Source organism: Pseudoxanthomonas sp. SGNA-20, assembly GCF_003931635.1.
In the GTDB taxonomy this organism is placed as follows: Bacteria; Pseudomonadota; Gammaproteobacteria; order Xanthomonadales; family Xanthomonadaceae; genus Pseudoxanthomonas.
In genome coordinates this window covers 65612-88043 of sequence record NZ_RRYK01000008.1, presented here as the reverse complement: position 1 = coordinate 88043, position 22432 = coordinate 65612, and the positions used below count along the sequence as shown (strand labels likewise).

Sequence of the window (22432 nt, the reverse complement as noted above, 5' to 3'; positions counted from 1 at the left end):
GCTCAATCCAGGAACTGCAGCTTCGCCAGCTCGGCGTACAGCCCGCCCTGGGCCAGCAGCTGCTCGTGGGTGCCCTCGGCCACGATCCGGCCCTGGTCCATGACCACGATGCGGTCGGCGCGCAGCACGGTGGCCAGGCGGTGGGCGACCACCAGGGTGGTGCGGCCGCGCATCAGGTTCTCCAGCGCATGCTGCACCGCGCGCTCGCTCTGCGCGTCCAGCGCGCTGGTGGCCTCGTCCAGCAGCAGCACCGGCGCGTCCTTGAGCAGGGCGCGGGCGATGGCCACGCGCTGCTGCTGGCCGCCGGACAGGCGCGCGCCGCGCTCGCCCAGCTCGCTGGCATAGCCGCGGGGCAGGGCGGAGATGAAGCCGTCGGCCTCGGCCGCCGCCGCCGCCGCGCGCACTTCCTCGTCGCTGGCCTCCAGCCGGCCGTAGCGGATGTTGTCCATCGCGCTGGCGGCGAACAGCACCGGCTGCTGCGCCACCAGTGCCACCTGCGCGCGCAGGTCGGCCGGGTCGAGTTCGCGCAGGTCGATGCCATCCAGCAGCACGCGCCCGGACTGCGGGTCGTGGAAGCGCAGCAGCAGCGACAGCACCGTGCTCTTGCCGGCGCCCGAGGGGCCGACCAGGGCCACGGTCTCGCCCGGGTGCACTTCCAGGTCGAAGCCATCCAGCGCCGGGGCGTCGGCCCGTTCCGGATAGTGGAAGCGCACGCCCTCGAAGCGGATCGCGCCGCGCACCGGCCGCGGCAGCGGGCGCGGCTGCGCCGGTGCGGCGATCGCCGGCTGTTCGTTGAGCAGCTCGGAAATGCGGCCCATGCCGCCGGCCGCGCGCTGCAGCTCGTTCCATACCTCGGCCAGGGCGCCGACCGAGCCGCCGCCGATCAGCGCGTACAGCACGAACTGGCCCAGGGTGCCGGCGCTCATGGTGCCGGCGACCACGTCGTGCGCACCGGACCACAGCACCAGCACGATCGCGCCGAACACCAGCACGATGGCCACCGCGGTCACCAGCGACTGCGCGGCGATGCGCCGCCGCGCGGTGGCCACCGCGACCCGCAGCGCCTCGCCGAAGCGGGCGCGTTCGTAGGGCTCGCGCGCGTAGGCCTGGACCGTGCGCACCGCACCCAGGCTCTCGGCGGCCAGGGCGTTGGCGTCGGCGACCCGGTCCTGGCTGGCGCGGGAGGCCTTCTCCAGCCGGCGTGCGCCGAGCACGATCGGCAGCACCGACAGCGGGATGCCCACCAGCGAGTAGGCCGCCAGCCGCGGGCTGGTGACGAACAGCATGACCAGGCTGCCGACCACGGTGACGCTGCTGCGCAGGGCCACCGACATGGTGGTGCCGATCACGCTGCGCAGCAGCTCGGCGTCGGCGGACAGGCGCGAGACCAGCTCGCCGCTGCGGCTGCGGTCGTGGAAGGCCGGGTCCAGCCCGACCAGGTGCGCGTACAGCCGCTCGCGCAGGTCGGCCACCACCTTCTCGCCCAGCAGGGACACGAAGAAGAAGCGCGCGGCGGTGCCCAGCGCCAGCACCACGGCCACCGCGAACAGCACGGCGAAGGCCTGGTTGATCATGGCGCCGCCGCCGAAGCCGCGGTCGATCATGTAGCGCACCGCCACCGGCAGGCTCAGGGTGGCGCTGGAGGACAGCGCCAGCGCCGCCAGCCAGGCCGCGAACAGGCCGCGGTGGCGGGCCACGAATGGCCACAGCGTGCGCAGGCTGCCGATCCGTTGCAGGCGGCTGCCATCCTTTGGGGTCTTTTCGCTCACGGGTTGCTTCCGGGAATGGCGACGCGCACGCGGTCGCGGGTGGCGTCGCGCAGGCGCGCGCGCAGGGGCTCGGCCTGGGTTGCCGGCAGGCGCAGGCCCAGGCGCGCGCCGTCGGCCACGAAGGCCTCGGAGGTCTTTTCGGCCGCGTGCGCCGCCAGTGCGGCATGGACCGTGCCCAGCGCATCGAACGGGCACTCCAGTTCCAGCTCGACCATTTCCACCAGCGGCTCGCGCCTGGCCAGGCGCAGGCACTCGGCCGCCGCGCCGCCGTAGGCGCGGACCAGGCCGCCGGCGCCGAGCTTGATCCCGCCGAACCAGCGGGTCACCACCACCGCCACGCGGTCGTAGCCCTGGCCGTCGATCGCGGCCAGGATCGGGCGGCCGGCGGTCCCGGCCGGTTCGCCGTCGTCGCTGGATCGGTAGTCCTGGCCGATGCGGTAGGCCCAGCAGTTGTGGGTGGCATCGGCGTGGGACGCGGAGGCCACGAACTCCAGTGCCTGCTCCGGGGTGGCCACGGGCGCGGCATTGGCCAGGAACCGGCTGTGCTTGACCTCGAGCAGGTGGCTGGCGGGCGCGGCGAGGGTATCGGTCATCGCCGCCATTCTAACCGGCGCGTGTGCACGCGCCGGTCGCACTCACGGCGCCTGTTCGAGCAACGGCCGCAGGTCCTCGGGCACTTCCAGCTGCGGGTGCTCGCGCACGAACCATTGCAGGCTCGCGCGTGCGCCTTCGATGTCGCCGTCGGCCTGCAGCCCGCGGATCCACTGCAGCCATTCCTGCGGATCGGCCAGGGCCATGGCCACCGGCGGTGGCCCGTCCTCGATCGCGGCCGCGGATACCGGCGCCGATGCCGGAGGCGGTGGCGGGGCGGCGATCGCCTGCCGCGGCGCCATCGCAGGCGCAGGGCGCATTGCACTGGCCTCCTGGCGGGAACGTTCGGCAGCGCGGCGCGCGGCCCCCTGCGCCTGGCGGGCGCGGGCCATGTCCTGCGCCGCACGCGCGGCTTCCGCGGCCGCGGCCACCTCGGCAGCTGGCGAGGCCGCGGGCGCCGGTTCCGCCATTGCCGCGACCGGCGCCGGAGCGGCCGGCAAGGGCGCGCGCGGCATCGCCACGGCAGCGTCGTCCGGTGGCGGCGGCGGCAGCTTGCGCGCGACCGCGGCGGCGGGGCGCTGCACCGCCGGGGTGGCGGCGGAATCCGCGGCACCCGCATCCGCGGCCGGCGCCGCCTCCTCTGCTGCCGGTGCATGCACGGCCTGCGCCGCGGCTGGTGCAGAGCGGTCGGCAGCCGCCGGCGCTGCCGCCGGCAACGCCTGGCCGGGCACCGGCGGTTCGCGCAACTGCCAGGCCACGCCGAACGCCAGCACCAGCGATGCCGCCAGCCCCAGCGGAGCAATCCAGCGCCGCCGCCGCGCACGCCGCCAGCCGCGGGCCACCGGCGCCGTGGCGGTTGCCGGGTGCGCAGGGGGAGCCGCGGCCTGGCGCGCCGCGGCGAGGACGCGTGCATCCAGTTGCGGCGACGGCCCCGGGCCGGCAGCCGCCTCGAGCTGGCGCCGCAGTTCCAGTTCCTCCGGGGTCAGGGGGGCGTGCCGGCTCATGCTTGCAGCCTCCCGCGCAGGCGGTCCATGGCATAGCGCAGCCGCGACTTCACCGTCTCCCGGCCGACCCCGGTGATGCGGCCGATCTCCTCCAGCGGCAGTTCGCCATGCAGGCGCAGCAGCAGCGCCTCGCGCTGCTCGGCCGGCAGCTCGTCCAGCGCCCGGTACAGGCGCGCGGCCTGCTGCGAACGGCTGGCGTGCCGCTCCGGGTCGTCCGGGTCCGCCAGCGCGGTGGTGCGCTCGTCGGCGTCGGCCGGCGCCGGCGGCCGGTGCTTCAGCGCGCGCCAGTGGTCGGCCAGTCGGTTGTGGGCGATGCGGTACAGCCAGGCCGCGAACGGCGCGTCCGGGCGCCAGCCGTCGCGTGCGGCCACCACCCGCTGCCACACGTCCTGGAACAGCTCCTCGGCCAGGGCGCGGTCATGCAGCTGGCCCAGCAGGAAGCGGAACAGCGGCAGGCGGTGGCGCGCGTACAGGGCCTCGAACGCGGCAACGTCGCCCGCGGCCCAGGCCTGCATCAGGATCTCGTCTCCGGGTGGGTCCACCGCCTGCTCCATGTGCGGCACCCTAGCGCGCCCGGCGCCGGACGCAAGCGGCACCGCGGCGGGCAGGGGCAGGGCGGCGGCGGCGGGGCACGTGCTCATGTTGGATACAACGCACAGAACAGTGCGTTGGGGTCGAGAAATCGGCGGGGCGGACCGTTATGCTGGCGCCCGCCGTTGCCGGCAAGCTCGATCCAGGACAGATGATCCATTGCAGTGGCCTTGAGGGTGCGGCACCGGCCGCCGGTGCCGCCGTGCCCGATGGGCCCGGGCGGACCTGGGCCGTGCTTGCGTCCCTGCTACCGGAGGCAGGGTGGATGGCCCTGGGCTGGCAGGCCGCGGGCCTGGCCACCTGCGCCGGTGCCAGCGACGGTGAGGCCTGGGCGCGGCTGCAGCAGGTGCTGGACGGCGGCCCGGTGCCCGACGGGGTCCTGGGCGCGGCCTGGGACGAGGGCGAGGCCCGGCTGGCCGCGCTGGCCGGGTGTCCGGACACGCTGGAACCGGCGCGCCGGCAGGCCTGGTGCGCGGCGGCGCGCACCCTGCTGGAAGCGGAGCTGCACGAGCGCCGGCTGCAGGCCCGGGTGCAGGAACTGGAACAGTCGCGGCGGCTGCAGCAGGCGCTGTACGAGATCGCCGACCTGGCCGGCGGCGAGGTCGAGATGCAGGAAGTGCTGGCGCGCCTGCACGGCATCATCGGCACGCTGATGTACGCGCCCAGTTGCTACATCGTCGAGTACGACGAGCGGCGCGGCAGCCTGCGCTTCCTCTATTACGCCGACGACCGCGACCCGCAACTGGCGGACGGCGGCCGCGAGTGGCCGGTGCAGGAGATGGCCGACAGCCTCACCCTGGCCCTGCTGCGCCACGGCCGCGCCCTGCGCGGGCCCTCGGCCGGGATCCGCCGCGCCCTGGGCCTGCCGCAGCGCAGCCGGCGCCATGGCTCGGACAGCCTGGACTGGCTGGGCGTGCCGCTGCGCCGCGGCGAGCGCGTATGCGGCGCGATCGTGGTGCAGAGCTACGACCGCGCCGGTTGCTACAGCGAGGAGGACCGCGCGCTGCTGGGCTTCGTCGCCCAGCACGTGCAGACCATGCTGGACCGGCGCCAGGCCCAGGTGGAACTGGAGCGCCGGGTGCTGGAGCGCACCCTGGAACTGGAACGGGCCAACCGCGAGCTGCAGGAGGAGGTGCTCGAGCGCCAGCGCGCCGAGCGCCTGCAGCACGCGCTGTACCGCATCGCTGAGATGGCGGTCAGTTCGCAGGGGCCGGAGCAGTACTACGCCAAGGTCCACGCCGCGGTGGACGACCTGCTGTACGCGCGCAACTTCTACATCGCCCTGCTCGCCGAGGACCAGCAGACCATCGAGTTCGTGTACTCGGTGGACCAGGGCGGCGACCACCGCCCGCCGCGGCGTACGGGCAAGGGCCTGACCGAGTACGTGATGCGCACCGGCACGACCCTGCTGGCGCACCGCGCGGACATCGACCGCCTGATCGCCGCCGGCGAGGTGCACGACCCCGGCCCGGTGCGGGCCAGCAGCTGGCTGGGCGTGCCGCTGCGCCGCGACGGCGAGGTGGTGGGCGTGATCGCGGTGCAGAGCTACGACCCGAAGATCAGCTTCAGCAGCGACGACGAACGCCTGCTCTCGTTCGTGGCCCACAACATCGGCACCGGCCTGGCCCGGCAGGCGGCGCAGGAACGGCTGCGCCTGGCCCATGCGGACCTGGAGCGGCGCGTGGCCGAGCGCACCAGCGAGCTGGAGCGGGCCAACGAGCAGCTGCTGGCGCAGATCGGCGAGCGCCTGCGCGCCGAGCAGCGGCTCACCCACCAGGCCCTGCACGACGCCCTGACCGGGCTGCCCAACCGCGCCTGCCTGCTGGATTCGCTGGGCGCCGCGCTGCGGCGCGCCGGCGATGGCGCCGGGCACGCCTTCGCCGTGCTGTTCCTTGACCTGGACCGGTTCAAGGTGGTCAACGACAGCATCGGCCACGCCGCAGGCGACGAGTTGCTGGTGGAGGTGGCGCGGCGGCTGGTGTCGGCCATGCGCCCCGGCGACGTGGTCGCGCGCCTGGGCGGGGACGAGTTCGCGGTGCTGGCCGCCTGCCCGGACGGGCACGATGAGGTGCGCGAGCTGGCGCGCCGGCTGCTGGGCGTGATCGGCCAGCCACTATGGGTCGCCGGCCGCGAACTGTTCCCCTCGGCCAGCATGGGCATCGCCCTGTGGCACCCGCGCTACCGCAGCGGCGAGGAGCTCCTGCGCGACGCCGACGCGGCCATGTACCGGGCCAAGAACGAGGGCCGCGACCGCTACGCCATGTTCGACGAGGCCATGCGCGAGCAGGCCGTGCGCAGCCTGGACCTGGAGGCGGACCTGCGCCGGGCGATCCAGCGCCGCGAGTTCATCCCGTACTACCAGCCGATCGTGCGCCTGGAGGATGGCGCGGTGGTCGGCCACGAGGCCCTGCTGCGCTGGCGCCACGAGAAGCGCGGCCTGCTGTCGCCGGCGGCGTTCATCGCCCTGGGCGAGGAGAGCGGGCTGATCGAGCAGGTCGACTGGCTGCTGTACGAGCAGGTGATCGAGGAGCTGGCGCGCGGCGGCAGCGGCTACATCTCGGTCAACGTCTCGCCGCGCCACTTCCGTTCGCCGGGTTTCGCCCGCCGCCTGCTGGGCCTGCTGGACGGCGCCGGCGCCGACCCGGCGCGGCTGCGCCTGGAGATCACCGAGGTGGCGCTGATGGACGACGCGCCGCGCATCCGGCGCATGCTCGACAGCCTGCGCGCGCGCGGCGTGGGCGCCTTGCTGGACGATTTTGGCACCGGTTTCTCCGCGCTGTCGTACCTGCACCGGTTCCCGATCCTGGGGCTGAAGATCGACCGCAGCTTCGTCGCCGGCCTGGACGCCGAGGGCGGGCGCGAGGAAAGCCTGGCCCTGGTGCGCGCGATCCTGGCGCTGTCGCACAGCCTGGGTATGGAGACGGTGGGCGAGGGCATCGAGACCGAGGCCCAGCGCGCCACCCTGCTGGAGCTGGGCTGCAGCGCCGGGCAGGGCTACCTGCTGGGCCGGCCCTCGGCCTGCCGGGTGCGCTGAGCGCGGCGGCTCAGCTGCGGATCACCAGCAGCCGGATCTCGCTCATGTCCTCGATGGCGTACTTGACGCCCTCGCGGCCGAAGCCGGAATCCTTCACCCCGCCGTAGGGCATGTTGTCCATGCGGAAGCTGGGCACGTCGCCGACCACCACGCCGCCGACCTGCAGCCGGTCCCAGGCGCGCATGGCGTGGTCCAGGCTGTCGGTGAACACGCCGGCCTGCAGGCCGAAGTCCGAATCGTTGGCCGTCTCCAGGGCCGAATCGAAATCCTCGAAGCGCTGCAGCAGCGCCACCGGGCCGAACGCCTCCTGGCGCTGCAGCTCGCAATGCGCCGGCACGTCCTCCAGCAGGGTCGCCTCGAGCATGTTGCCGTTGCGGCCGCCACCGACGACGACCTTCGCCCCGGCCTTGCGCGCCGACTCGATCCAGCCTTCCAGCCGGCGCGCCGCGTCCTCGTCGATCATCGGGCCGATGAAGGTCTTCTCGTCCTTCGGGTCGCCGGCGACGAAAGTGGCGATCTTCGCCGCCAGCTTGTCCTTCAGCGCGTCGTAGACGTCGGCGTGGGCCAGGATCCGCTGCACGCTGATGCAGCTCTGCCCGGACTGGTAGTAGGCGCCGAAGGCCAGGCGCTCGACCACGTGGTCCAGGCACCCGCCCTGGTCGGCGTCGACGATGCAGGCGGCGTTGCCGCCCAGCTCCAGGGTGACCTTCTTGCGCCCGGCGCGGGCCTTGAAGTCCCAGCCGATGAGGCCGCCGGTGAAGGACAGCAGCTTGATCCGGTCGTCCTCGACCAGCGGCGCGGCCACCTCGTTGTCGCAGGCGAACACCGAGAATGCGCCCCTGGGCAGGTCGGTCTCGGCCAGGATCTCGGCGATGATCAGTGCGCCCACCGGGGTCTTGCCGGCCGGCTTGAGCACGAACGGGCAGCCGGCGGCGATCGCCGGGGCCACCTTGTGCGCCACCAGGTTGAGCGGGAAGTTGAACGGGGTGATGAAGCTGCACGGCCCGATCGGCACCCGCTTCCAGATCCCGCGGTAGCCGCGGCCGCGCTCGGAGATCTCCAGGTTCACGGTCTGGCCCTCGATCCGCACCGCCTCCTCGGCGGCGATGCGGAAGGTGTCGATCAGGCGCGTGACCTCGCCGCGGGCGTCCTTGATCGGCTTTCCCGCCTCGATGCACAGGGCCAGGGCCAGCTCCTCGGCGCGCTCGCGGAAGCGGGCGATGCAATGCTCCAGCACCGCCTGGCGGCGGAACGGGGGCAGGGCGGCCATGGCCGGGGCGGCCTCCACCGCCGCGGCGATCGCCCGCTCCACCGTGGCCGCGTCGGCCATGGCCACCCGGGTGGCGACCTCCCCGCTGTACTTGTCGCGGACTTCCAGGTCGGTATTGGGCGTTTCGGCGGCGTTGGCGACGTAGAGCGGGTAGCTGGGCTTGAGCATGGCGGTGTCCTGGGCGCGCGGGCCGGGTGCGACGAGTATGCCGCGGTCGGTGGCAAGGCCGCGTCGGCCGCCGGCCGGAATGCGCCGGTTCGGCCATGTTCGGCCGCGGGCGACTAGAATGCGCACATGCAGCACGATGCCGTCACCCAGCCCACGCCGCCGGCTTCCATCGGACCCTGGCCGCGCCGTCCCACCCGCCAGGTCAACATCGGCGGCGTGCCGGTCGGCGGCGGTGCCCCGGTGGTCGTCCAGTCCATGACCAATACCGACACCGCGGACGTGGCGTCCTCGGTCAAGCAGGTGGCCGAACTGTGGCGCGCCGGCTCGGAGCTGGTGCGGCTGACGGTCAACACCCCGGAGGCGGCCGCGGCGATCCCGCGGATCCGCGAGAAGCTGCTGATGATGGGCATCGACGTGCCCCTGATCGGCGACTTCCACTACAACGGCCACCAGCTGCTGGCCGCCGAGCCGGCCTGCGCCGAGGTGCTGGCCAAGTACCGGATCAACCCGGGCAACGTCGGCTTCGGCAAGAAGAAGGACACCCAGTTCGCCGCGATCATCGAGAAGGCGATCGAGTACGGCAAGCCGGTGCGCATCGGCGCCAACTGGGGCTCGCTGGACCAGGCCCTGGCCGCGCGGCTGATGGACGAGAACAGCCAGCGCGCCGAACCCTGGGACGCCGGCCGGGTGCTGCGCGAGGCGCTGATCCGCTCGGCGGTGGATTCGGCCGACCGCGCGGTGGAGCTGGGCCTGCCGGCCGAGCGCATCGTGCTCAGCTGCAAGGTCAGCGGCGTGCAGGAGCTGATCGCGGTGTACCGCGACCTGGCTGCGCGTTGCGACTACGCCCTGCACCTGGGCCTGACCGAGGCCGGCATCGGCAGCAAGGGCATCGTGGCCTCCGCCGCGGCGCTGGCGGTGCTGCTGCAGGAAGGCATCGGCGACACCATCCGCATCTCGCTGACGCCGGAGCCGGGCCAGCCGCGCACCCAGGAAGTGGTGGTGGCTCAGGAGCTGCTGCAGACCACCGGCCAGCGCGCCTTCACCCCGATGGTCACCGCCTGCCCGGGCTGCGGCCGCACCACCAGCACCTTCTTCCAGGAGCTGGCCAAGACCGTGCAGGAACACGTGCGGGCGAAGATGCCGGAATGGCGCGTGTCCCACCCCGGCGCCGAGAACCTGACCCTGGCGGTGATGGGCTGCGTGGTCAACGGCCCGGGCGAGTCGCGCCATGCCGACATCGGCATCTCCCTGCCGGGCACCGGCGAGGCGCCCTCGGCGCCGGTGTTCGTGGACGGGGAGAAGAAGGTCACGCTCAAGGGCGAGAACATCGCCGCCGAGTTCGTGGCCCTGATCGACGAGTACGTCGAGACCCGGTATGCCCGGAAGGCCGGCTGAGCCGCCTCCGGGAGACTCCGCGGCGCCGGTGCTGCCGCCGCGCCGCAGGCTGGGCCTGCTGCTGTTGCTGTTCCTCGGGGTGCTGGCCCCGCTGTGGCTGTTCGCCGAGCTGGCCGACGAGGTCCACGAGCTGGAGGAAATGGTGCACGCCGACGAGGCGCTGCTGCGCTGGCTCAACGGCCTGGCCGGGCCGCGCCTGGACGCGTTCTTCGTCGCCGTCACCCATGCCGGCTACGAGCACGGGGTGATCCCGCTCGACGTGCTGCTGTCGCTGGTCCTGCTGCTGAAGCGCAAGTGGCGCGAGGCGACCTTCGCGGTGGTGTCCTTCGTCGGCTCGGCGCTGCTGAACCTGGCCGCCAAGCACAGCTTCCAGCGCGCGCGCCCGGACCTGTGGGAATCGATCGCCCCGGAGACCACCTTCAGCTTCCCCAGCGGCCATGCCATGGGCTCGATGACCCTGGCCATGGTCGCGATCCTGCTGGCATGGCGCACCCGCTGGCGCTGGCCGGTGGTGGCGGCGGCGGCCGCGTTCGTGCTGCTGGTGGGGCTGTCGCGCCTGTACCTGGGCGTGCATTACCCCTCGGACGTGCTGGCCGGCTGGGCCGCGGGCCTGGCCTGGGTCGCCGGGAGCTACCTGGTGCTGTTCCGCGCACGGCGGCCGTGGCACCCGCGCTGGCGCTGAGTCAGTCACCGTCCCAGGGCGGGGGCAGGGCGTCGATGTGCGCGACCAGGGCCTCGCGCAGGCGGACATGGTCGGCCGCGGAGGGGTGCCAGTGGCAGGCCTGCATGTCCAGGCCGGATACCGGCAGGAAGCTGATCCTGCGGTCGCCCTCGCCAAGCAGCTTCATGGCGACCTGGCGCGCGTGGTCGCGGATCTCGCCGTCGACCGCATCGGTGGCCCACAGCACGAAGTGCGCCCGCGGCCAGCGCGCGCGCAGCTGGCGCACGAAGCGGGCATAGGTCCGCACGTAGTCCTCGCGCAGGGCGGCGCGGTCGGCCCAGGGCTCGCCTTCGTGCAGGGCGGTGGAGAAGTCGTTGGTGCCCAGGGCGATGACGACCAGCTGCGGCTGCCAGGCGGTGTCCTCGTCCGGATGTCCGTGCGAAAGCAGCAGGTACGGCCAGGCGGCGGGCAGGGTGTCGCCGGCGTGGCCATCGTAGTTGCGCACCACGCCGCGGCCGGAAATGGCATGGATCCGGTAATCGGCGCCGTAATGCCTGGCCACCTGCGGGCCGAAGGCGGCGCTGGTGTCCGTCGTTGCATCGACTTCCGCGCTGCTGCACTCGCGGGTGGTCGAGGTGTTGCCATAGCCGACCGTGTGCGAGTCGCCGATGAACTCGATCCGGCGCGCGCGCGCGGGCAGTTCCAGCGCGCGGCTGCCGCGCGGCAGCAGGAAGCCGCCGAACACGTGCGCCGCGGCCTGGTTCTCGCTGGCCGTCTCCAGGCGCAGCACGTGCCGGCCCGGGGCGAGGCCGTCCACGCGGTAGCGGCCCGGCGCCGGCTGGCGCAGGGTGGCGACGCGCTCCCCGTCCACCAGCACGTGCAGGGTCAGCGGTGGCGCCACCAGCTCGAACCCGGCCTGGTCGCCCTCGAACGCGGTCTCGAAATGGACCCCCGGCCACTGGTGGGCCAGGCCCGCCGGATGCGGCGCGGTGCGCCCGCCGATGGCCACGGGCGCGGGCGTGCCCTGCAGCGCGGCATCGGCGTGCACGCGCGGCTGCGCCTGCGCGCTGGCGGCAATGTCCAGCAGCAGGGCGAGGACGATCGCGGTGCGGCGTGCCATGGCTTCCCCTCCTGGCCAGGTCGGCGGAGCGCGGAGGATCGCAGCGGGAGCGCGGAAAGAACAAGGCCCGGGGATTGCCCGGGCCTTGACTGGAATATTGGTGGAGCCAGGGAGGATCGAACTCCCGACCTCGTCATTGCGAACGACGCGCTCTCCCAGCTGAGCTATGGCCCCACGGTGACGGTGACGTCAGGGCGCGCATTCTAGCGCGGCCTTTGCGGTTCGCCAAGCCTCCCCGCGCAGGAAACCGCCGATGCGTTCAATCCGCGGTGGCGGCGCGCTTGCGGCTGCGCTTGCGCGCCGGCGCGGCGGCCTTTTCCGCGGGCCGTGCCGGCGGTGGGTCGACCTGGCCGATCCAGGCCAGGGTGTCCAGGTGGGCGAGGAAGTGGCGCAGGTACTGCGGCGACAGCTGCCCCATCAGGTTCAGCGCGCGGTGCACCAGCTTGCCGGAGTTGAGCGGGCCGGCGTCCTCGGGCAGGTCCTGCAGCGAGCGCCGCAGCTGGCTCTCGCTGCGTACCTGCGCCCACAACCGGCGCAGCTCGCCGAGCACGGCCATTTCCTGCACCTCGCCGGAGGCGGTGGTGCCGTGGCGCTGGCGGGCGATGCCGTCCAGCTGCGCGACAAGTTCCGCCAGCGGCCCCGGTGTGGGCGCCGCCGGCGGGGCGGGCGCGGGCGCGGGCGCAACCGCGTCCAGCGCGGGGGCATAGCGCTCGACCAGGCGTGCCAGGCGCGCCTCGGTCCGCTCCCGCGCCAGGCCCTGCTGCGCCCGTGCGCGCCGCGCCAGCGCCTGCAGCGCGGCGAAGCGCAGCGGCTGGGTGCGGTCGGCGCCGGTGGCGCGCCAGCGCTCGAGGCGGGCCTGGATGTCCTCAGTCGGCATCGGCGGCACCGGCGGTGCGCACGGGACGGGGCACGGGCGCGATTTCCACGCGGCGGTTGCGCGCGCGTCCTTCCTCGTCGGCGTTGGAGCCGACCGGCTGGTGCTCGCCGAAGGCGGCGGCAAACACCGAGTCGGCCGGCACGCCTTCCTCGATCAGGGTGCGGGTCACGGTCAGCGCGCGCTGCGCCGACAGTTCCCAGTTGTCGGCGAAGCGGCGGTTGCCCTCGTGCACCGGACGGTCGTCGGTGAAGCCGCTGACCATCAGCACCTGCTCGCGCGCCCTGAGGTAGCCGGCCAGCGGCGCGGCCAGCGCGCGCAGGACCTGGCGGCCCTCCGGCTGCAGCTGGTCGGAATTGAGCGCGAACAGCACGTTGCCGCGGATGCCGATGCGGCCGTCGACCAGGGTGATGCGGCCGTCGGCCAGTGGCGCGGCCAGCGCCTGTTCCAGCGCCTGGCGCTGTTGCGCCTCGGCCTGGCGCTGGCGCACCGCCTCGTCCAGCCGCGCCGACAGCTGCAGCTGCACCCCGATCACGCAGACCAGGATCAGCACGAACACGCCCAGCAGCACCGCCATCAGGTCGGCGAACGCTGCCCAGACCGGCGCCGCCAGGCCGTCCTCTTCGCCGGCGTGCTCGATCATGCCGCGCTCCGCGCCGACAGGCGCTGCAGGTCCTCGACGATCTGCTTCTGGCTGAGCACGCCCAGGTCGATCACCTCGCGGGCCTGGGCCACGTAGTAGGCCAGCTGCTCGTCGCTACGCGCGGCGGCCTTCTCCAGCGCCGCCTCGATCTGCTGCATGCGCTCCACCAGCAGGGCATTGCCCTGGGCGAAGGCCTCGACCGCGGCGCCGAAGGCCTCGGCCAGGCTGGCGACCTCGGCGGCGCCGGCGGCCACCTGGGCGCCGGCTTCCTGAAGCTGCCCGCCGCGCGCCTGCACCTGCTCCTCGAAGCGGGCGCCGGTGCGCTCGAGCAGGGAGGCGGTGGACTCGACCAGCGATTCCAGCGCGGCGCGCTGCTCGCCGGAGGCGCGGTTCACGCCTTCCAGCAGCTGGCCGAACATGGCCATGTGCTGGCTGCGCTCCTCCAGCAGGGCGGTGTCGCGGGCCAGGCTTTCGGACAGCTGGCGGCGCACCTCGGTGATGACCTCGGCCGCGGCCCGCGGCGCCTCGGCGGCGGTGCGGGCCAGCTGCGAGATCTCGGCGATGGTGGCCTCGGCCTGGGCCTGGGTGCGCTCGCTGATCTGCGTGGCGGTGCTGGTCAGGGTGTCGCACACCGCCTGCTGGCGCGCCGCGGCCTGCTCGCCGGCCTGCTGCCACTGCTCGCGCAGGGCGGCGCCGGCATGCTCGAGGGTGGCGCTCCAGCGGGCCAGGCGTTCCTGCTCCTGGCTGGCGAAGGCGGCCTGCAGCTGCGCGTGCGCCTGCTCCAGCGAGTCCAGCAGGGCGGCGGACTGGCGCTCGATCGCGCCGGCGGCCTCGGCCAGCGCCTGGCGCTGCTGTTCGGTGGCGGCGCGGTTGGCCTCGTCCTGGCGCGCCAGCACCTGTTCCCAGCCGGCGGCCAGGCCGCTGCCGGCCTGTTCCAGCTGCGCGCCGATCCGCCCCACCAGGGTTTCGGCCTGCTGGCCCATGGCCTGGACCAGCTGCTCCTGGCCACCGCGCAGGTCTTGCAGCAGGGCCGCGCCGGCTTCGCGCTGGGCCTGCAGCGCCTGGCTCCACTGCGCGGCGATCTCCCCGCCCAGCGCGCGCAGGCTTTCGCCGGCGCCGTCCAGGTGCCGCTGCACCGCGCTGGTGACGCTGTCGCGGGTCGACTCGGCGTGGCCGGCGATCGCCGCCAGGGTCGATTCCAGCACCGGCTGCACCGCGGCGCGGGCCTCGCGCGCGCTTGCGGCCACGCTGTCGGACAGGGTGGCCTGGACCGAGCCGGCCAGCTCGCGGAAGGTGGCCTCGGTGCGGGCGTGGAAGGCCTCCTGTTGCGCCAGCTGGCGCTCGGCGCTGGCGGCCTCGCGCTGCTCCAGGGCGGCCGCCATCCGTTCCAGGCGTTCCACCAGGGCCGGCAGCAGCCCGGCCTGGGCCTGCAGCAGCTGCACCGTCTGTTCGCGCTGGTACGCCTGCGACCACGGGCGCAGCACGCCCGCGGCGGCGGCGTCCAGGCGCTGCGCGGCGCGCGCGCGGCCGCGCCGGCACAGCGCCGACAGCAGGCCCAGCGCGGCCGAAGCGGCCACGCCGGCGATCGAGGTGCCGAAGGCGAAGCCCAGGCCGCGCACTGGGGCGGCCAGCGCATCGCGGATCGCGTCCAGCTCGGCCGTGCCTTCCAGGGCCACGCCAGTGCCGCGCAACGTGGTCATCATGCCCAGCAGGGTGCCGAGCATGCCCAGCAGCACCAGCAGGCCGACCAGGTACGGCACCAGCGCCGGGCCCGGCAGTGGCAGGCGGCCGCCCTCGATGCGCAGGCGCACCGGCTCGCGCAGGCCCGGATCCAGCTGCGCCAGCCACGCTTCCAGGCTGGCCGGCGCGGCGTCCAGACCGTCCAGCGCGCGCTCCAGGCCGGTGGTGGCCTGGCGGTAGCGGCGCAGTTCCAGCGCGCCCAACAGGTAGAAGGCCAGCACCAGCAGGGTGAACAGCAGGGCCAGCGGGTGGCCGGCGGCATAGCCGGCGCCGATCCAGCACACCACGGCCAGGCCGGCGAGGAAGGTGGCCAGTTCAGGGAGGATTCGTTGCATGGGTTCCATCGGGGGCGGGGCCGAGGGCGGCAAGCAGGCCTTCGGCGGGTTGCAGGCGGATATCCAGTTCGGCGAGCAGCAGCTCGTGCATGTCGTGGCGGAAGCGTTCCAGCCAGGCGGGCGCCTCGGTCCCGGGCGCCTCGTCGCTGGCGGACAGCAGTTCCTGGAAGCGGTGTTCCAGCACCGCGGTGGCGCGGCCCAGCAGGCTGCGGGTGGGACGGGCCAGGGCCTGTTCCATCACCGCGTCCACCGCGGCCAGCCGCGCCAGGGCCGGGGAGCGGGCGGCCAGGCGCTGGCGCAGGGTCTCGCGCAAGCGTCCGCTGCCGCTTTCCAGCAGGTGCTGCAGGGCCATGTGCCGTTGCTGGAAGTAGCTCCATTCGAACGGTGGGCGCGGGCCTTCGGGCGGCGCGGCGAAGGCGCGGTCGCGGCCGATCGATTGCGCCAGCGCGGCGCGGGCCTCGGCCAGTTCCGCCGCCGCGTCCCCGGCCGGGGACACGGCCGCCGGGCCCGTGCCCGCCGGTGCGTCCAGCACCCGTGCCAGCGCCACCGCCTGCTTCCATTCCAGCCAGTGGCTCAGCAGCTGCGACAGCGGATGCGCTGGCGCGTCGGCCGCCGTGCCGGCCAGCTGGGCCAGCTGGCGGACGAAGCGGGGTCCGCTGGGGGTGGGGCGTGGCTGGGACTGCATCGGGCGGACGGTGTTCTCTCGACCGGGCGGGGCCGCAAGCCGCCGCGGGACCGGCGCGACGCCGGTGCGGGGCGGGCGGGGGATTCCTGCGGTGAGTGGCTCCGGCGCTGGCTGCGGGCCGGGACGCGGCCGGGACGCCGGCCCGGCCGGCGCCGCGGTCGGGGCCGCCGGGCGGCCCGGAACGGGCGGAGCCGGGCGCGCGGCCCGCCCGGAAAGGGGCGGATTCTAGCCCGCGGCGCCGGTGCGGGCCAGCAAGGGCTGCAGCACCGGCTCCAGTTCGCGCCGGCGCCAGCCCTGCAGGGGCTGCGGCCAGCTGCCGCTCTCCAGCAGGGCTTCCAGCTGCTTGCGCGAGGCCAGCACGCCGTCCGGCAGGCCCAGGTCGGCGCTGCGCCGGGCCACCGCGTCCTGCAGCCGGCGCACCGCGTTGCGGTCCGGCTCGGCGGCCACGGCCGGCATCTGCTCCTCGTCGGCCACGGCGGTGGTCAGGGCCTGCCACAGCGACTTGCCGAGCTTGCGCGGGGCCTTGGGCGTGGCCTCCAGGCGCGCCTGCAGGGCGGTGCCGTCGGCCGGCGGGTCGCGGGCCAGGTCCAGGGCCAGGTCGTTGTCCAGGATCCAGCTGCGGGGATGGTCCTGGGCGCGCGCCTGCTGCTCGCGCCAGCGGAGCAGGCGCAACAGCCGGCGCTGGCCGGCGGTATCGAGGAACTGCGCGGCGCGCAGGCCCAGGTGTGGCCACCGCTCCGGCTCGTCGTGCGCGGCCTGCTCGGCGGTGCGGGCCATGTCTTCCTCCAGCCAGGCCTCGCGGCCCAGCTCGCGCAGGCGGGCGAGGGTGGCCTGGTACAGCGCGTCGAGGTGGCGCACGTCGTCGGCGGCGTACTCCAGCTGGGCGGGGCTCAGCGGGCGCCGCATCCAGTCCGAGCGGGTCTCGCCCTTGGCCAGCGTGGTGCCGGTGACCTGGGCGACCAGGCGCTGGTAGCCCATGCCGGCGCCGAAGCCGGCCAGGGCCGCGGCCACCTGGGTGTCGTACATTGGCCGCGGCACGGTGCCGCAGGCGCAGCGGAAGGTGACCAGGTCCTCGCTGGCGCTGTGCATCACCTTGAGCACGTGGGGGGCGTCCAGCCAGGCGGCGATGGCCTCGGCCATGCCGGGGACGAGGGCGTCGACCAGGAGGACGTCGCCGTCCACGGCCATCTGCACCAGGGCCAGGCGTGGCCAGAAGGTGCGTTCGCGGATGAATTCGGTATCCAGGCCGATGCGGGAGGGCGCCGACTGCAGGCGGCGCAGCAGTTTGGCGGGCTGGTCGATCCAGAGGACTTCTGACACTTAGGGATTCCGGTCTTGCGTGGTCTTGCGCGTATTGGCTGGGATAGCCTAACGGCAAATCCGCCGGCGGGCGGCAGGTTTTCTCCAGGGAGGCGTCTTGCGCGCGAGCGGTCGGGCATTGCTGTGGACGGGGATGCTGCTGGGCGTGGCCGCCTGCGGCGGCCCGCAGCCGCAGGACGCGGACGAGACTGCCGGCCAGGCCCCCGCCACCGCGCAGGCGCAGCCGGAAGCGCCGGACATCGCCCTGCCCAGGGTGACCGTCAGCGGCGACGAAAGCGCCCACGTGGTAGAGGCCTGGACCCCGCCGGCCGTGGAGATCGGCGAGGACGCCGACCGCCGTGCCCTGCGCCGGCAGGCCGAGGCCGCCCTGCGCGAGGGCCGGCTGTACGAGGATGCCGCGGCCGCCGCCCCGATCTACCTGGCCCTGTCGCGTACCGATCCGCAGGACCGGCAGGCCCGCGACGGCCTGCGCCGTACCACCACGGCGGTGCTGGCGGCCGCCGACCGCGCCCTGGCCGAGGCCGCCACCGATCCGCAGTCCGGCGCCCTGGAGCGTGCCGTCGCCCTGGCCGCGGTGGCGCGCACCCTGGATGCCGAGGATCGCCGGGTGCGCAGCCTGCAGCAGCGGGTGGAGCGCGCGCGGCGGGTGGCGGCGCTGGTGCGCGCCGGGCGCGAGGACCTGCGCGGCGGCCAGCTGGACGGGGCCCTGGCCTGGTTCCGCGAGGCCCTGGTGCTGGAGCCGCAGGACCGCGATGCGCGCCAGGGCCTGGGCGCGGTGGAAAGCGCCCTGGTCGACCGCGCCCAGAGCGAAGCCGACCGGCTCGAGTTCGACGCGGCCGCCGGCTGGCTGGAGCAGGCGGGCGCGGTGCGCGGCGACATGGCCGGGGCGGTGGCCGATGCGCGCGCGCGGATCGAGGCGCAGCGCGCGCGCGCGGTGGCCGGCCTGCGCGACGCCGCCCTGCGCGACCTGCTGCGCCCCAACGGCGTGCGCGACGCCCGCGTGCGCCTGGCCGAGGTGCTGCGCATCGCCCGCCCGGGCGACCCGGTGGCGGCGAACCTGCGCGAGCGCATCGACCTGGTCACCTACTACGGCCCGTTCCGCCCGGGCCAGGTGTTCACCGACGCCCTGGCCGACGGCAGCCGTGGCCCGCAGATGGTGGTGGTGCCGCACGGCGCGTTCCGGATGGGCTCGGAGGATTCCGACCCGCTGGCCTCCGACGCCGAGAAGCCGGCCCACTACGTGCGCTTCAACCGCGGCTTCGCCATGTCCCTGACCGAGGTGACGGTGGCCGAGTTCGCGCGCTTCGTGGAATCGGCCGGCGCCCGCCCGCGCGCGACCCGGCGCGGCAACTCGCTGGTGTACGACGAGCGCAGCGGCAACTTCGTGCGCCGCAGCGGGGTGGACTGGCGTTCCGGCTACGACGGCCGCCCCGCCGACCCCGGCGACCCGGTGCTGCACGTGAGCGTGCGCGACGCGGAGGCCTATGCCGCCTGGCTGTCGGAACAGACCGGGCGCCACTACCGCCTGCCCAGCGAGGCCGAGTTCGAGTACGCCCTGCGCGCCGGCAACCCCGGGCGCTATCCCTGGGGCGACCACGGCGTGCCGCCGCCGGAGAGCGGCAACTTCACCGGCGGCGACGACGTCTCGCCCGGCGGCCGCACCTGGAACAACGCCTTTCCCGGCTATGGCGACGGCTACTGGGGCGTGGCCCCGGCCGGGCGCTTCCGGCCCAATGCATGGGGTCTTCACGACCTGGCCGGCAATGTTTCCGAGTGGGTCGCCGACTGCTGGCATGCCAGCTACCGGCGCGCCCCGGCCGACGGTGCGCCCTGGTACAACCCCGGTTGCCGGGCGCGGGTGGTGCGTGGCGGTTCCTGGGCCGGTTCGCCGGCGCAGACCCGCTCGGCCTGGCGTTCGCGGGTGGATTCGGACGTGACCAGCGCGCGCATCGGCTTCCGCGTGGTGCGCAGCATCTAGGGCAGAGGAGGGGGGAGCGATGCGCATGGATCCTCACCGCGGGCAGGTCGCCCGCCGGCGCGGCGGCGGCCTGGGCGGTGGGCTGCGCCTGGTGGTGGTGCTGGCCTTCCTCGCCTACGGCGGCTGCTATTACCTGTCCAACCGCACCCAGGACCCGTACACCGGGCAGACGGTGCTGATCGACGCCAGCCTGGGCCCGGAGCAGGAACGCGCGCTGGGGCTGCAGGCCTACGAGGAGATCCTGGCGCAGGAGCCGCCGCTGCCACGCTCGGACCCGGCGGCGCAGCAGGTGGCGCGCATCGCCGCGCGGCTGATCGACAAGGTGGACGAGGTCACTGCGGAGCTGGCCGCGGCCAATGGCCTGGAGGCGCCGACCCACTGGCGGCAGTTCGAGTGGGACGTCAACGTGATTCCTTCCGACCAGGCCAACGCGTTCTGCCTGCCCGGCGGCAAGATGGCGGTCTATACAGGCCTGTTCCCGGTGGCACAGAGCGAGGACGCGCTGGCGGTGGTGATGGGCCACGAGATCGCCCACGCCCTGCTGCGCCACGGCGCGCAGCGGATGAGCCAGCAGAAGCTGGCGCAGATCGGGCAGATGGCCGGCGCCGCCGGCGGGCTGGACCCGCAACAGCAGCAGATGGTCATGGCGGCGATGGGCTACGGCTACCTGCTGCCGTATGCGCGCACCCACGAGACCCAGGCCGACGAGGTCGGGCTGATGCTGGCGGCGGCCGCCTGTTACGACCCGAACGCGGCGATCGGGCTGTGGGAGCGGATGTCCGGCGCCTCCGGCGGGCAGGCGCCGCCGGAGTTCGCTTCCACCCACCCGAACCCGGGCACGCGCATCCAGACCCTGCAGGCGCTGATGCCCAGGGCCATGGAGTACCGGGAGAGGTTCTGCCGGCAGTGACGCCGGCAGCGGGCGACCTTAGCGGCGGGTCTTGCCGGGCGGGGGGGTGTCGCGCTCGCGGGGCGTGGTCGGGCGGCCGAGGCTGCCGGCCAGTCCGCGCTGGAACTCCTGCCACAGTTCCAGGTTGCGCTCGGTGAGCTGGTTCATCGCCGTCCACGGCGTCTGCCCCAGCAGGTTCCCCATCTGCTGGCGGAAGGTCTGCTGCTGTTCCAGGAACAGCTGCATGCTGCGCTCCAGGTAGTTGCCCATGAAGCCCTGCAGCGAGTCGCCGTAGAAGCGGATGATCTGGCTCAGCAGCTGGGTGGACAGCATCGGCTCGCCGTCCTGCTCCTGCTCGGCGATGATCTGCAGCAGGACCGAACGGGTCAGGTCCTCGCCGCTCTTGGCGTCGCGGACCTCGAAGGACTCGCCGTCCAGGATCAGCTGGCGCACGTCCTCGATGGTGATGTAGCTGGAGATTTCGGTGTCGTACAGCCGGCGGTTCGGGTACTTCTTGATGATGCGGGTGGCAGCCATCTAGAGCGCTCACTCGGGTCTTCAACGTTGCCCGAGCATGGCGCACCGCAGCAGCGCATGCAACTGCCGCCCGTCCCCTTGACGGGCTACCAGCCCATGTGGTGGCCGCCGTTGATGTCCAGGTTGGAGCCGGTGATCCAGGCGGCCTCCTCGGCGACCAGGAAACCGACCGCGTAGGCGATTTCCTCGGGCCGGCCCAGGCGGCCGGTGGGGATGTCGGCCACGATCTTGGCGCGGACTTCCTCCGGCACCGCCATGACCATGTCGGTGGCCACGTAGCCGGGGGAAACGGTATTGACGGTGATGCCCAGCCTGGCGTTCTCGCGCGCCAGGGAGATGGTGAAGCCGTGCATGCCGGCCTTGGCCGCGGCGTAGTTGGCCTGGCCGTACTGGCCCTTGAGGCCGTTGATCGAGCTGATCTGGACGATCCGGCCCCACTTGCGCTCGCGCATGCCCTCGATCACCGGGCGGGTGACGTTGAACACCGAGTTGAGGTTGGTGTTGACCACCTCGTGCCACTGCTCGGCGCTCATGCGGTGGAAGGTGGTGTCGCGGGTGATGCCGGCGTTGTTGACCAGGATCTCGATCGGCCCTAGCGCCTGCTCGACCCCGCGCACCAGGGCGGCACCGCCCTCCGGGGTGCCGACGTCGCCGGGGACCAGGGTGATTTCGTAGCCGGCCTCGCGCATCTGCTGCTGCCAGGCCAGGGCCTTTTCCTCGTTGCGGTAATTGGTTGCGACGCGGTGGCCCATGTCCACCAGGCGCTTGCAGATGGCGGTGCCGATTCCGCCGGTTCCGCCGGTAACAAGTGCGACGCGACTGTTCATCAAGGCCCCTGCCGGGTGCCCCGGCTATTCAGACATGTCCGGCGAAGTTGTAGTGAGGGGCTGATGAAAGTGCAAGCGCGCCGGCAGCCTTGCACGATCGAAGTGCGAAATCGCGCGCCATAGCAGTGCATCCACCCGTTTTTCGCCCCGTAGCGGTGCCGGGTCCTGGCCCAGCAGGGTCCAGCAATGACGCAGTGCGGGAAGCGGATCCGCGGGATCGACCGGCAGCGCGGCGCTGGACTTGGACAGCTTGTGCCCGGAGGCGTCCAGCAGCAGGGGCAGGTGCAGGTAGCGCGGGGTGGGCAGGCCCAGCGCGCGCTGCAGGAGGATCTGGCGCGGGGTGGAATCGAGCAGGTCGGCACCGCGGACCACGTCGGTCACCCCCTGCTCGGCGTCGTCGACCACCACCGCCAGCTGGTACGCCCAGAACCCGTCGGCGCGCAGCAGGACGAAGTCGCCGACCTCCCGGTCCACGTCCTGGGCGAAGCGCCCCTGCAGGCCGTCCTCGAAGGCGACCTGGCTGCCGTCGGCCACCCGCAGCCGCACCGCCGGCCGCGGGCGCGGGGTGGCGGCGACGCAGCGGCGGTGGACTCCGCCGGCCGCGGCCAGGTCGCTGCGGCTGCAGGAACAGGGGAAGGCCAAGCCGGCCTCGAGCAGGCGCTCCAGGGCGGCGCGGTACAGGGGCTCGCGCTCGCTCTGGCGCACCACCGGCAGGTCGGACTCCAGGCCGAAGGCCGACAGCGTGGCCAGCTGCGCCGCGGCGGCGCCCGGCACCTCGCGCGGGCGGTCCACGTCCTCGATCCGCACCAGCCACTGGCCGCCGGCAGCGCGCGCCAACAGCCAGCTGCCAAACGCGGCCAGCAGCGAGCCGGCGTGCAGCGGACCGGTGGGCGAGGGCGCGAAGCGGCCGCGGTAGGGAACGTCGGATGCCTGGGATGCCTGCGCCATCGCGCCATGGTCGCGGCCGGCCGCACTTGATTTCAAGCGTGGCCATGCCCATC

The 22432-nt window shown here is 73.8% G+C and carries 19 protein-coding genes and 1 tRNA gene; 5 read left to right on the top strand and 15 right to left on the bottom strand.

What is annotated here, in order from left to right:
- Positions 1 to 2: 2 nt before the first annotated feature.
- From EIM48_RS13015 to EIM48_RS13000, 4 genes are read right to left on the bottom strand one after another with little or no spacing between them, the layout of a single operon-like run.
- Positions 3 to 1769, bottom strand: coding sequence for an ABC transporter transmembrane domain-containing protein (locus EIM48_RS13015; protein WP_125111839.1), 1767 nt, complete (start codon positions 1767 to 1769; stop codon positions 3 to 5).
- Positions 1766 to 2371, bottom strand: coding sequence for a YigZ family protein (locus tag EIM48_RS13010; RefSeq protein WP_125076812.1), 606 nt, complete (start codon positions 2369 to 2371; stop codon positions 1766 to 1768). The genes EIM48_RS13015 and EIM48_RS13010 overlap by 4 nt, the downstream gene beginning before the upstream one ends.
- Before the next feature lie 33 nt (positions 2372 to 2404).
- Complete coding sequence (locus EIM48_RS13005; RefSeq protein ID WP_125111838.1) at positions 2405 to 3364, bottom strand: hypothetical protein; 960 nt, start codon at positions 3362 to 3364, stop codon at positions 2405 to 2407.
- Entirely contained in the window at positions 3361 to 3918 is a 558-nt protein-coding gene (locus EIM48_RS13000; protein ID WP_019400004.1) for an RNA polymerase sigma factor, read from the bottom strand. Before EIM48_RS13000 ends, EIM48_RS13005 begins: the two co-directional genes overlap by 4 nt.
- A gap of 302 nt (positions 3919 to 4220) precedes the next feature.
- On the opposite strand from EIM48_RS13000, the gene EIM48_RS12995 reads away from it, so the two are divergent.
- Positions 4221 to 6989, top strand: coding sequence for an EAL domain-containing protein (locus EIM48_RS12995; RefSeq protein ID WP_019400005.1), 2769 nt, complete (start codon positions 4221 to 4223; stop codon positions 6987 to 6989).
- A 10-nt stretch (positions 6990 to 6999) separates the two neighbouring features.
- On the opposite strand, the gene EIM48_RS12990 is transcribed toward EIM48_RS12995, so the two are convergent.
- Entirely contained in the window at positions 7000 to 8427 is a 1428-nt protein-coding gene (locus EIM48_RS12990) for an aldehyde dehydrogenase family protein (protein WP_125111837.1), read from the bottom strand.
- Between the two features lie 126 nt (positions 8428 to 8553).
- Between EIM48_RS12990 and ispG the strand changes: the two genes are divergently transcribed.
- Both ispG and EIM48_RS12980 read left to right on the top strand, forming a co-directional pair.
- A complete protein-coding gene (gene ispG / locus EIM48_RS12985; protein ID WP_125111836.1) occupies positions 8554 to 9822 on the top strand; it encodes a flavodoxin-dependent (E)-4-hydroxy-3-methylbut-2-enyl-diphosphate synthase in 1269 nt (422 codons plus the stop codon).
- Positions 9803 to 10504 carry a phosphatase PAP2 family protein gene (locus EIM48_RS12980; protein WP_125111835.1) on the top strand — a complete coding sequence of 234 codons (702 nt, stop codon included), beginning with the start codon at positions 9803 to 9805 and terminating at the stop codon, positions 10502 to 10504. Before ispG ends, EIM48_RS12980 begins: the two co-directional genes overlap by 20 nt.
- A 1-nt stretch (position 10505) precedes the next feature.
- Here the strand turns inward: EIM48_RS12980 and EIM48_RS12975 are convergent, their stop codons facing one another.
- From EIM48_RS12975 to rnd, 7 genes are all read right to left on the bottom strand, one after another.
- Positions 10506 to 11603, bottom strand: coding sequence for an SGNH/GDSL hydrolase family protein (locus EIM48_RS12975; protein ID WP_125109372.1), 1098 nt, complete (start codon positions 11601 to 11603; stop codon positions 10506 to 10508).
- 98 nt (positions 11604 to 11701) lie between these two features.
- Positions 11702 to 11777 (bottom strand) — tRNA-Ala (locus tag EIM48_RS12970).
- Between the two features lie 85 nt (positions 11778 to 11862).
- Complete coding sequence (locus EIM48_RS12965) at positions 11863 to 12480, bottom strand: DUF2894 domain-containing protein (protein WP_125111834.1); 618 nt, start codon at positions 12478 to 12480, stop codon at positions 11863 to 11865.
- The gene (locus tag EIM48_RS12960; RefSeq protein WP_125111833.1) at positions 12470 to 13120 is read right to left on the bottom strand and encodes an OmpA family protein; all 651 of its coding nucleotides are present in this window, start codon (positions 13118 to 13120) and stop codon (positions 12470 to 12472) included. The genes EIM48_RS12965 and EIM48_RS12960 overlap by 11 nt, the downstream gene beginning before the upstream one ends.
- Entirely contained in the window at positions 13117 to 15195 is a 2079-nt protein-coding gene (locus EIM48_RS12955; RefSeq protein WP_125111832.1) for a DUF802 domain-containing protein, read from the bottom strand. The genes EIM48_RS12960 and EIM48_RS12955 overlap by 4 nt, the downstream gene beginning before the upstream one ends.
- Positions 15176 to 15880, bottom strand: coding sequence for a DUF3348 domain-containing protein (locus tag EIM48_RS12950; protein WP_028914942.1), 705 nt, complete (start codon positions 15878 to 15880; stop codon positions 15176 to 15178). The genes EIM48_RS12955 and EIM48_RS12950 overlap by 20 nt, the downstream gene beginning before the upstream one ends.
- Positions 15881 to 16105: 225 nt before the next feature.
- Complete coding sequence (rnd, locus tag EIM48_RS12945; RefSeq protein WP_125111831.1) at positions 16106 to 17200, bottom strand: ribonuclease D; 1095 nt, start codon at positions 17198 to 17200, stop codon at positions 16106 to 16108.
- A gap of 97 nt (positions 17201 to 17297) precedes the next feature.
- Here rnd and EIM48_RS12940 point away from each other — a divergent pair, with 97 nt between their 5' ends.
- Together EIM48_RS12940 and EIM48_RS12935 are read left to right on the top strand one after the other, a co-directional pair.
- Entirely contained in the window at positions 17298 to 19178 is a 1881-nt protein-coding gene (locus EIM48_RS12940; protein ID WP_233581693.1) for an SUMF1/EgtB/PvdO family nonheme iron enzyme, read from the top strand.
- Positions 19179 to 19197: 19 nt separating this feature from the next.
- Positions 19198 to 20088: a M48 family metallopeptidase gene (locus EIM48_RS12935; RefSeq protein WP_026010306.1), complete on the top strand. Its 891-nt coding sequence runs from the start codon at positions 19198 to 19200 to the stop codon at positions 20086 to 20088.
- An 18-nt stretch (positions 20089 to 20106) separates the two neighbouring features.
- Here the strand turns inward: EIM48_RS12935 and phaR are convergent, their stop codons facing one another.
- From phaR to gluQRS, 3 genes are all read right to left on the bottom strand, one after another.
- Positions 20107 to 20604: a polyhydroxyalkanoate synthesis repressor PhaR gene (gene phaR / locus EIM48_RS12930; protein WP_125111830.1), complete on the bottom strand. Its 498-nt coding sequence runs from the start codon at positions 20602 to 20604 to the stop codon at positions 20107 to 20109.
- Positions 20605 to 20690: 86 nt separating this feature from the next.
- The gene (phbB, locus tag EIM48_RS12925; RefSeq protein WP_026010305.1) at positions 20691 to 21431 is read right to left on the bottom strand and encodes an acetoacetyl-CoA reductase; all 741 of its coding nucleotides are present in this window, start codon (positions 21429 to 21431) and stop codon (positions 20691 to 20693) included.
- A 24-nt stretch (positions 21432 to 21455) separates the two neighbouring features.
- Entirely contained in the window at positions 21456 to 22379 is a 924-nt protein-coding gene (gene gluQRS / locus EIM48_RS12920; protein WP_125111829.1) for a tRNA glutamyl-Q(34) synthetase GluQRS, read from the bottom strand.
- Positions 22380 to 22432: the final 53 nt, after the last annotated feature.